Origin of the sequence: Nannocystis bainbridge (assembly GCF_028368995.1) — a bacterium.
Lineage (GTDB): Bacteria > Myxococcota_A > Polyangia > Nannocystales > Nannocystaceae > Nannocystis > Nannocystis bainbridge.
The window spans coordinates 1,973,545-1,983,678 of the sequence record NZ_JAQNDL010000003.1; the positions used below are offsets into that span (position 1 = coordinate 1,973,545).

A 10,134-nucleotide genomic window follows, 5' to 3' on the forward strand; every position below is an offset into this window, starting at 1 on the left:
TCGGCCCGGGTGCCCGGACCCCCTGGCCCGCGGCCCCGAGTCTGCGGCACGATCGGTCGACTTCGCGTATTCCTGAACTGCGCCGCCGCTCGCGTCCGGCCCCGGCGTCCTTCTCCGAACACTCGTGACCACCCGCAACCAACCCCCCGCGCGCCGCCCCGTCGTCCGCCCGACGCTGCTCGACGCGTTGCGCGAGCTCGACCCACGAGAGGTCGTGCGCCGCCCGCTGCTGCTCGGCGTCGGCCTGGCGGCGGCGCTGACGACGATGCTGGCGCTGCTCCGCCCCGACGCGTTCACGGTGGCGACGGCCGCGTGGATCTGGGTGATGGGGGCGGTGATGGCGGTCGCCGGCGTGCTCGTACGAATGGCGGCGAACACCCTGGTGATTCGCCTGCAGCACGACGGCGACCTGATGGCGCGGCGGCTGCGAGAGCTGCGGCGCGACGCGCAGGCCGAGGTGATCCCGGCGTCGCGGCTGCGCCGCGGCGATCTGGTGCACGTGCCCGCGGGCGACAACATCCCCGCCGACGGCGTGGTGGTGGCCGGCAGCGCGGTCATTCGCAGCACCCTGAGCGGGCGCTCGGTGCCGCTGGTGCGCGAGAGCGGGGCCGACCGGCGCGCGCTGGTGGCCGGCTCGGCGGTGCTGAGCGGGTGGCTGATCGTCGACGTGTGGAGCAACCCGGGCGAGGACTTTCGTCAGCGACTGCTGGCGCTGGCCGAGCGGGCCCGATTGGTCGCGCGTCAGGAGCCGCAGGGCCTGGCGGTGCTGCTGCTGGCGCTGACGGCCACGGGCCTGGCCGCCGGCGCGGCGCTGCAGCCGTGGGCGGCGCTGCTGCTCGCGGGCGACCCGGCGCCGCTGGTCAACCTCCTGGCGCTGCTGGCCTGCGCGGTGCCGGCGAGCTTCGCCGGGCTGCAGTCGGCGCTCGACGTGGCGGGCTTCCGCCGGCTGCTGCGCAGCAACGTGGTGACCGGCTCGGCCGCGGTGGTGCGCGCGCTGGGCCAGGTCGACGTGCTCCTGCTCGAGCGCGCGAGCGTGGCGGTCCGCGGCAATTGCGAGGCCGACGAGCTGATCCCGATGCCGGGGGTCGCGATCGAGGAGCTGGCCGGCGTGGCGTTCCTGGCCAGCCTGGCCGACGAGACGCCCGAGGGCCGCAGCATCGTCGCGCTGGCCGAGCGCCGCTACGGGCTGGTGCCGTCGGGCCTGCAGCAGGCGCGCTTCCTGGCGGGCACGGGCCCGGGGCGGCTGACCGGCGTCGACCTGCCGGGCCGTCACCTGCGCAAGGGCGACGCCGACGCGATCCGCCAGTTCGTGCGCGAGCACAGCAGCGTCGAGCCGCCGGACGAGTTCCGCGCCGCGGTGCAGGCGGTCGCCGGCGACGGCGGCGTGGCGATCGGCGTGGCCGACGGACCGCGCATGCTCGGGGTGGTGCGGCTGCGCAGCCGCATGCGCGAGGCGCTGGCGCGGCTGCGACGCGCCGGGGTGTTCACGGTGATGGCGACGGCCGACACGCCGGCGGCCGCGGCGACGCTGGCGGCCGAGGCGGGGGTCGACGATTTCCTGGCCGAGGCGACGCCGGAGGCCAAGCTGGCGCTGATCCGCCGCCACCAGGCCGCGGGCCGCAAGGTCGCGATGGTCGGCGACGGCAACCATGACGGCCCGGCGATGGCCCAGGCCGACGTGGCGGTGGCGACCAACGCCGGGCCGCTGGCGGCGCGCGAGGCCGGCGGCCTGGTCGACCTCGACGGCGACCCGACCAAGCTGATCGAGGCCGTCGAGCTCGGCCGCGACCAGCGCGCCATCGGCCGCATGCTCGCCGCCTGGTGCCTGGCCAGCGACCTCGCGCTGGCGCTGGTGCTGGTGCCGCTCGTGATCTCCGAGGCGATGGTCCGCGGCGCCGATCAAATATCTCTCGGGACATGTCCCGAAGGACTCTCGCGGCTCGACCCGCTGGCGCTGCACTCGCCGCGCAGCGCGGTGCTGGCCGGGCTCGTGGTCCACACCCTCACCCTGGCCGCCGTGGCGCCGCTGGCGCTGCGCTGGCGGGGCCCCGCGCGCAGTCGCCTGGGCGCCGCCATCATCGGCGTCGTGTTCACCCTGGCGGCCGTCAAGTCGCTCGATCTGTTGCTGTTCGCCGCCTTCGCGCCAGACCTATGAGCCTGATCCACCCTATCGAGGAGAGGAGCGTCGCCGACCCGCGGCGCGGGCGGATGACGCTGTATTTCGGGGCGGCGCCCGGGGTCGGCAAGACCTACGCCATGCTCGAGGCGGCCCAGCGGCTGCGTCGGCAGGGCGTCGACGTGATCGTCGGCGCGGTCGACACCCACGGGCGGCCCGAGGTCGCCGACCTGCTGGTCGGGCTCGAGCGCCTGCCGTCGCGCACCGTCGAGACCCGCGGCAAGGTCATCGAGGAGTTCCACCTCGACGCCGCGCTGGTGCGCCGGCCGAGCCTCGTCGTCGTCGACGACCTCGGGCACGTCAACGCCGCCGGCTCGCGCCACAACCAGCGCTGGCACGACGTCATCGACCTGCTGGCCGCCGGCGTCGACGTGATGTCGACCCTGTGCGTGCAGCAGCTCGAGAGCCAGCACGACGTGGTCCAGCAGATCACCTCGATGCGGGTCCGCGACCCGGTGCCCGACGCGATGTTCGAGCGCGCCGACCACGTCGAGTTCATCGACCCGCCGGCCAAGGAGGTGCTGACGCGCCTGCAGGACGGCAAGGTCAACATCCCCGAGCAGGACGCCCGCGCGGCCGCGGCGATGTACCGCAAGAACAGCCTGCTGGCGCTGCGCGAGCTGGCGCTGCGGCGCATGTCGCAACGGACAGGTCGAGAGAACCTGATCTACCGCAGCGCGCCGCGGCTCGGCGCGGGGCCGACTTCCGAGCGCATCCTCGTGTGCGTCGACCCGAGCTCCCTGGGGCCGCGGCTGATCCGCGCCGCCTTCCGCATGGCCACCGGGCTGCGCGCCGAGTGGTTGGCGCTGTACGTCGAGACCCCGCGGCTGGCGCTGGCCGGCGAGTCGGCGCGGGCCCAGGTCGGCGAGACCTTGCGCCTCGCCGAGCAGCTCGGGGCCGAGGTCGTCCACATCAGCGGCGCCCGCATCGACCGCGAGATCCTCGGCTTCGCCCGGGCCCGCGGCGCCACCCGCCTCATCATCGGCAAGCCGCTGCAGCACCGCTGGCGCGACATCCTGCGCGGCTCGCTGGTCGACGCGCTGGTGCGCGGCTCGGGCGACCTCGACGTCCACGTGATCGCCGGCGACATCGCCCCGCACGAGGTGACGCCGGTGCCCGCCCTGCGCTCGCCGATCCGCATCGCCGCCTACTTCTGGGCCGCGCTGACGGTGGCCACCATCGCCGCGACGCGGCTGCTGCACCTGCCGCTGTTCTACGTGATCGTGCTGCTGCTGGTCGGCATCGCCCTGGTCGGCTCGCGGCTCGGTCGCGGCCCGGCGCTCGGGGCGGCGCTGCTCAGCATCCTTGCGGTCGAGACTTCGCTGCGGCTCGACCTCGACCTGGACCCCATCGACGACCTGCAGCGGGCGGCGATCTACCTCGGCATGCTGGTGCTGGCGCTGTGGGTCTCGGGCCTGACCGAGCTCAGCCGCCGCCAGGCCGAGGCGGCCCGCGTCGACGAGCGGCGGCTGACGGCGCTGTACCTGCTGAGCCGCGAGCTGTCGCAGCTGCGCAGCGAGGTCGACATCGCCGAGTGCGCGATCCGCCACGTCAAAAAGACCATGTCCGCGCGGACCGTCATCCTCCTGCACGGGCACGACGGCGAGCTCGCGCCGGTGGCGGGGACTGACGTCGAGCTGACGACCGACGCGCGCGAGGAGGGCGTGGCCCGCTGGGCCTTCGAGCACGGGCCGGCCGGGCGCGGGACCGAGACGCTGAAGGCCGCGCAGGCGCTGTACCTGCCGCTGACCGCCGCCGGGCGCACGATCGGCGTGCTCGGGGTCGCCCCCGACGACCCCGACAAGCTGGCCAGCCCGGCCGAGCGCCAGCTTCTCGACGCCATGACCGGGCCGGTCGCCCTCGCGCTGCAGCGGGTCCGCCTGGCCGAGGAGGCCCAGGTCGCCGAGGTCCGCGCGCGCGAGGAGGAGCTGCGCGGCTCGCTGCTTTCGTCGGTCAGCCACGACCTGCGCACGCCGCTGGCGTCGATCACCGGGGCCGCCAGCGCGATGCTCGACAGCGGCGACGCGATCGCCTTCGAGACTCGCCGCGACCTGCTGCAGACCATCTATGAGGAGGCCGAGCGGCTCGGGCGGCTGGTCGGCAACCTGCTCGACATGACCCGGCTCGAGGCCGGCTCGGTCGCGCTGCGGACCGACTGGGTCGCGCTCGAGGACCCGATCGGCTCGGCCCTGGCCCGGCTCGACCGCCGCCTGGCCGGGCGCGAGGTCCAGGTCACGCTGCAGCCCGATCTGCCGCTGCTGGCGCTCGACGAGGTGCTGTTCGAGCAGCTGATCCTGAACCTGCTGGAGAACGCCTGCAAGCACACCCCGGCGGGCAGCCCGATGCGGTTGGTGGCGCGGGTGCAGGCCGGGCGGGTGATGGTCGAGGTGGCGGACCGCGGCCCGGGGCTGCCGGCCGGCGAGGAGGAGACGATCTTCGAGAAGTTCGTGCGCGGCAGCAAGGCCAAGACCCAGGGGTTCGGGCTCGGGCTGGCGATCTGCCGGGCGATCGCCGCGGCCCACGGCGGTGAAATCACGGCGGAGAACCGGGCGGGCGGCGGGGCCGTGTTCCGGATCAGCCTGCCGATCGGCGCCGGCCCGCCGGAACCCGCCCCCGACACCTCGCTCGCGTCGATGAGCGGCCCCTCGGGCATGCTACACAACACGGCGAAGATCCTGCTGCAGCAGGCGTCGGGCCTGGAGGCGGAGACGACGACATGAGCGAACAGGGGCCATTGGTACTCATCGTCGAGGACGAAGCACCGTTGCGGCGGTTCCTGCGGGCGGCGCTGGTCGCCCAGAACTACCGCCTGGTCGAGGCCGAGACGGCCGCCGAGGGGCTGCAGCGGGCCACCGAGCACAACCCGGACATCGTCCTGCTCGACCTCGGCTTGCCCGACGGCGACGGGCTCGACGTCACCTCGCGGCTGCGCGAGTGGACCCGTGTGCCGATCATCGTCCTGTCGGCCCGCGGCCAGGAGCGCGACAAGGTGCAGGCGCTCGACGCCGGGGCCGACGACTACCTGACCAAGCCGTTCGGCACCAGCGAGCTGCTGGCGCGGATCCGGGTGGCGCTGCGGCGGGTCGCCGAGCGCACGCCGACCGAGGAGCCGATCGTGTCGCTCGGCGAGGTCACCGTCGACCTGGCGCGCCGGCTGGTCACGCGCGCCGGCAAGCCGGTCCACCTCACGCCGCACGAGTACAAGCTGCTCACCACCCTGCTCAAGTACGCCGGCAAGGTCGTGACCCACAAGCAGCTGCTCAAAGAAGTCTGGGGCCCGCAGGCGGTCAGCCAGACGCACTACCTCCGGGTCTACATGGCCCAGCTGCGGCAGAAGCTCGAGGGCGACCCGGCCCGGCCGCGCTACCTGACCACCGAGCCGGGCGTCGGCTACCGCCTGCGCTCCGAGGACGACATCGCCGGGGGCGCCGCGTGAACCGCCGGCGCGACCGCCCAGTCGCGCTGCTGGACACCTCGCAGGCGCTGCCGGCCGTGGCCGACGAGCTGCCGACGCCGCGCCTGCGCCGACTGATGCTGCGAGCCCTGGGGGTGCCGCTGGCGGCGATGTTGCTGCTGTGCGGGCTGCTCGGCGCCGCGCTGGCGGTCGCCGCCGGGGACGAGGCCGAGGCCGCCCGCGCGCGCACCGTCGTCGCCGAGGCCCACCACGTCCAGCGGCTGGTGCTCGACCAGGAGGCCGCGCTGCGCGGCTTCGCGATCGGGGGCGAGGATAAATTCTTGCCGCCGCTGCACAGCGGCCGCGCGATGGTCCCACCGGCGCTGCGCCGCCTGGCCGAGCTGACGGCCGGCGACCGCGCGCAGGAGGCCCGCACCGCCGCGCTGGCGGCCGCCTACGGGCGCTGGGTCGCGGCCACCGGCATGACGCCGACAGGCCCGCGCGCCGGCGCACCGGTGCTCCCGGGCGAGCCGTCGCGGCTGGCCGCGCGCGCGGCCCAGCTCGAGGCGGTCCGCCAGCTCGTGCGCCAATTGGTCGACGCCGAGCACGGGCGCACCGGCGCCGACCAGGCGAGCAGTTGGTCGCTGGCCGCGATCGCGGCCGGGCTGGCGGTCGCCCTGGCGCTCGTCGGCCTCACGACCTCGGCGCTGCGCCGATCGATCCGCCGCATGGAGGGCGTCTACGCCAGGGCCCTGGTGATGCGCCGCCACAGCGAGGCCAGCGAGCGCGCCGCCCGACGCTCGGCCGAAGCCCTGGCCGCCGAGGTCGCCGCCCACAGCCGCGAGCTGCAGGCCCGCTTCCGGGCCGCGCGCGACGAGCTCGAGCTGGCGCGGGCGCCCGCGCGAGCGAGCTGACGCCCGCGCCGAGCTGGCGCGAGCGCCCGCGCGAGCGAGCTGACGGCGCTCCGAGCTGGCGCGAGCGAGCTGACGGCGCCCCGAGCCGGCGCGAGCGAGATGATGGCGCTCCGAGCTGGCGCGCCCGCCCGCGCGAACGAGCTGACGGCGCTCCGAGCTGGCGCGCCCGCCCGCGCCAACGAGCTGACGGCGCTCCGAACCGGCGCGAGCGAGCTGACAGCGCTCCGAGCTGGCGCGGGCGTACGCGCAGCGAGCTGACGCCGACCGTTCCCGCGCCCGCCGGTGCTCGCATTCGCGGCGCCGTCGTCGTCGCGCGCGTCGTGCCCCGCCCGGGCGACCGGCTATCGTGGGCATGGTGACGAACATCCCCTGGATCATGATCGCGGGCACCGGCACCGACCCGCTGCCCGCCGAGCTCGAGACCGTGGCCCACCAGCTCGGCGTGGCCCTGGCGCGGGCCGACTGCGGCGTCATCTCCTGCGGCTGGGCCGGCGTCGACCGTGCGCTCGGGGCCGCGTTCGTCGCCGAGCTGCGCGCCACCCGGCGAGACCCGCGAGACCGCTTCAAGCAGGTGCTGCAGCGCGGGCGCACCCCGTCGGTCGAGGACGGCGAGTCGATCGACGTCGAGCAGGACGCCGAGGAGTACCTCGTCGCCGTCGACCGGGCCGACGTCGTGATCCTGCTGGCCGGGCGCGGCGGCACGTACCTCGTGTACAAGCACGCGCGGCGGGCCAACAAGCTCGTGCTGCCGCTGCCGGCCACCGAGGGCGACGCGCGGCGGGCCTTCGGCGACATCCGCGACAAGTTCGATCGCGCCGCCAACCTCGGCGTCACCGCGAGCGAGTTCGCCGCCCTCGATCGACCGGCAGGCGAGGCCGCGGAGGCGGTCCTGCGGCTGATCCGCCAGCACCTCGAGGCGAGGGAGATCCGCGACGGCGACTACCTCAAGGCGGACAGCGTCGTCGGCCGCGACAACGAGGCCGCGTTCACGCGATTGGTCCGGGAGATCCAGCGGACCGACATGCTCGGGTTCATCGGCGCCGGTGCGTCGATCCCCGGCGGCTACCCCGACTGGGGCACGCTGATCGATCGCATGCGCCACGCGCTGCCGTCCGAGATCGCCCGCACGATGGCGTGGGTGGCCCGCGAGGACGACATGCTCATGCGCGCCGAGCACTACCGCTCTCTGCTCGGCGAGGACTACGGCCGCTTCATCCGCGAGCAGTTCGACGACGACGCCGGCAGGTGCGGCCCGCTGCACCTCGACCTGGTCCGCCTGCCGGTCGCGCACGTGCTCACGACCAACTACGACACGCTGCTCGAGCGGGCCCACGCGCAGGCGCACCCGGGCGAGCTGCCGCTGCCGACCGACTGGAAGAACGCGTCGGACGTCGAGTCCTTCCTCCGCGCGGCCCGCCGCCGCGGCGAGCGCCGCCGCTACGTGCACGTGCACGGGCTCTACAACGACCCGGCCCACGTCGTCCTGACCGAGAGCGACTACCAGGAGCGCTACTGCCGGGAGACCGCGAGCGAGGCGCTGCTGTCGGCGCTGTTCACCGCCCACGCGTTCCTGTTCGTCGGCTTCTCGTTCAGCGACCTCGACGTGATGGGGGTGTTCCGCAACACGATGGCGCGGGTCCGCGTCAGCGAGCCGCTGCACTACGCGTTCATGGCCCTCGACCCCCGCACGCACGACCCGACGCTGGTCCGCCGCCGCCTGCGGCAGAAGTTCAAGATCGACCCGATCTTTTATATGTACACGCCGGACCACGCGGGCCTGCGCCAGCTCGTCACGCGCCTGCTGGCGACGACGACACCAGCGTGAGTGCGAGCGCATGCCCCCGAGGGCATGCTTTTAATGGACATGCGCTGAAGGACATGCCCGTCCAGACATGTCCATTACGCCATGCTATGCACGTTACTCGCTCTCGGCGACCCCGGCGAACGCCCGCCGGTACAGCCAGGCCTTGACGTCCTCCTGGCTCATGCACCACAGCAGATAGGCGCCGAACACCAGCGGCGTGATCAGCTGCAGCTGCACCACCAGCGGCAGGTGAGTGATGAGCGCGCCGACCGTGAACACCGCGAGCATGCCCACCAAAATGTTGAGCACGCCGACCACCACCGCCAGCGACCGCGCGCCCTCGCTGCCGCGCACGAGGCCGACCACCAAGAACAGCTTGAGCGCGAGGTTGACGTAATTCGGGATGGTGTAGTTGCCCCCCGTGATGTGCATGACCTGCATCACCGTGGCGAGGGCGAGGAGTACGAGCGCGACGATCAACTTGACGGGCATGGGGGTGCGAGGACGAGACCGCACCCCGCCGGCACGGTCAAGCGGATTCTCCTCGCTAGCACGCGGGTCGAACGGCGAACGAGCGCGATGAAACCTGTCCTGACGCGGCTGTGCTCCAGCAGGCGCTCCCGCCGAAGGGCTCGCCCCGCACCCGCCTCGCCGAGTTTCTTGCTAAGAACGCGATCGAGGATATCGCCATGTCCAGCGCCGACGATGAGTTCGGCGAAGAAGCCGAGCCCGCGCCGCCAGTGAACCGCGAGCAATTCTTCGAGTGGCGTTCGCCCCGGTTCGGCGCCGCCAACCCCGAGCCTTTGAGCAACCCCGTTTGGTCATGGCTGGTGCACGCGCGACTCAAAGCCTGGGAAGCCGACCGTCGATTCGCCGCTCAGGAGCCCGAGGGCCCGTGCTGGTGCTTCGACCGCTTCGGCCAGAGCGCCACCGAGCTGCCCGACGGTCGCACGATCTACGTCGCCGGCGTCCACGAAGATCCGTCCGACCCTGGATTTCACCGCTACAACGACGTGGTCGTCCGCCACCCCGACGATCGCTGCGAGATCTTCGGTTACCCGCGCGACGCCACTCGGCGACGCTCGTCGAAAGCGAGGGCCGCCGCCGCATCATCCTGATCGGCAACCTCGATCTCCCGCCGCAGCAAACCCTAAACTGCACCCCGGTGTATGGCCTCGACCTCGCCGATCTCGCAATCACGGAGATCGCGACCACGGGCGCCACGCCGGGGTGGATTTACGGTCACAGCGCCGTGCTCGCCGATGAGGGTCGCACCATCGTCGTATCGCGCGGCAAACGCCTCGACGAACACCACGCGTCCCACGAGAACATCGACGACTGGCGGCTCGATCTCTCCACCTGGCGATGGCAGCGACTGACCGAGCGGCGATGGCCGCGGCGGGAGCTGCGGCGCGCCGACGGTCAGCGCAATTGCCTGAGTGACCTGCAGGAGGCCCAGTGGATGCGCGGGACCAGCCTGGTCCCGGAGCTCGGCGCGCTGCTCGAGAAGCTGGAGCGGGACCTCGGCGTCGTCCCCGACCTCGACCTCGTCGCGCGGCTGTTTCGCCCCTCGGTGGCTCACGAGGCGCTGCCGGAGGCAGACGGCCCGTTCAACGTCGTGCGCATCGTCGTCGCCAGCGTGGTCGTGCGCTTCGTCCATGAATCGTACGCGCTGCAGATGACCGTGGAGGGCGACCTGCCGCTGGCCACAGTCGACGCGATCGCCGAGGAGCTGCGCGCCCGGCTCTCGACGCTGCAGCACACGGACTGGACCCTGACCCCGATCGGCGCCTGAACCCGCGGCGAGGGCGCAGTCGCCTGCACTTCGGAGCATGCCCCTTCGGAC

At 73.4% G+C, this 10,134-nt stretch carries 8 protein-coding genes; 7 read left to right on the forward strand and 1 reads right to left on the reverse strand.

The genetic code is table 11. The features are described from left to right. Positions 1-124: 124 nt before the first annotated feature. The 5 genes from POL25_RS33015 (at position 125) to POL25_RS44650 (ending at position 8,309) form a co-directional block, all read left to right on the forward strand. Positions 125-2,155 carry an HAD-IC family P-type ATPase gene (locus tag POL25_RS33015; protein ID WP_272090284.1) on the forward strand — a complete coding sequence of 677 codons (2,031 nt, stop codon included), beginning with the start codon at positions 125-127 and terminating at the stop codon, positions 2,153-2,155. Continuing rightward, on the forward strand, positions 2,152-4,896 hold the full coding sequence (locus POL25_RS33020) for an ATP-binding protein (protein WP_272090285.1): 2,745 nt from the start codon (positions 2,152-2,154) through the stop codon (positions 4,894-4,896). Before POL25_RS33015 ends, POL25_RS33020 begins: the two co-directional genes overlap by 4 nt. Then, entirely contained in the window at positions 4,893-5,612 is a 720-nt protein-coding gene (locus POL25_RS33025; protein WP_272090286.1) for a response regulator, read from the forward strand. Before POL25_RS33020 ends, POL25_RS33025 begins: the two co-directional genes overlap by 4 nt. Next, positions 5,609-6,484 carry a CHASE3 domain-containing protein gene (locus tag POL25_RS33030; protein WP_272090287.1) on the forward strand — a complete coding sequence of 292 codons (876 nt, stop codon included), beginning with the start codon at positions 5,609-5,611 and terminating at the stop codon, positions 6,482-6,484. Before POL25_RS33025 ends, POL25_RS33030 begins: the two co-directional genes overlap by 4 nt. A 355-nt stretch (positions 6,485-6,839) precedes the next feature. After that, positions 6,840-8,309 (forward strand): SIR2 family NAD-dependent protein deacylase, encoded by a 1,470-nt coding sequence (locus tag POL25_RS44650; RefSeq protein ID WP_272090288.1) that lies wholly within the window; start codon positions 6,840-6,842, stop codon positions 8,307-8,309. Between the two features lie 93 nt (positions 8,310-8,402). Here the strand turns inward: POL25_RS44650 and POL25_RS33040 are convergent, their stop codons facing one another. Further along, positions 8,403-8,780, reverse strand: coding sequence for a hypothetical protein (locus POL25_RS33040; protein ID WP_272090289.1), 378 nt, complete (start codon positions 8,778-8,780; stop codon positions 8,403-8,405). 110 nt (positions 8,781-8,890) lie between these two features. On the opposite strand from POL25_RS33040, the gene POL25_RS33045 reads away from it, so the two are divergent. Beyond that, positions 8,891-9,406 (forward strand): hypothetical protein, encoded by a 516-nt coding sequence (locus POL25_RS33045; protein WP_272090290.1) that lies wholly within the window; start codon positions 8,891-8,893, stop codon positions 9,404-9,406. A gap of 47 nt (positions 9,407-9,453) precedes the next feature. After that, entirely contained in the window at positions 9,454-10,083 is a 630-nt protein-coding gene (locus tag POL25_RS33050) for a hypothetical protein (RefSeq protein WP_272090291.1), read from the forward strand. Positions 10,084-10,134 lie beyond the last annotated feature (51 nt).

What these genes read in the sequence shown, in the direction of transcription:
- POL25_RS33020 (WP_272090285.1), top strand. Translation starts at nt 2,152, where the DNA reads ATGAGCCTGATCCACCCTATCGAGGAGAGGAGCGTCGCCGACCCGCGG.
- POL25_RS33040 (WP_272090289.1), bottom strand. Translation starts at nt 8,780, where the DNA reads ATGCCCGTCAAGTTGATCGTCGCGCTCGTACTCCTCGCCCTCGCCACG.
- POL25_RS33025 (WP_272090286.1), top strand. Translation starts at nt 4,893, where the DNA reads ATGAGCGAACAGGGGCCATTGGTACTCATCGTCGAGGACGAAGCACCG.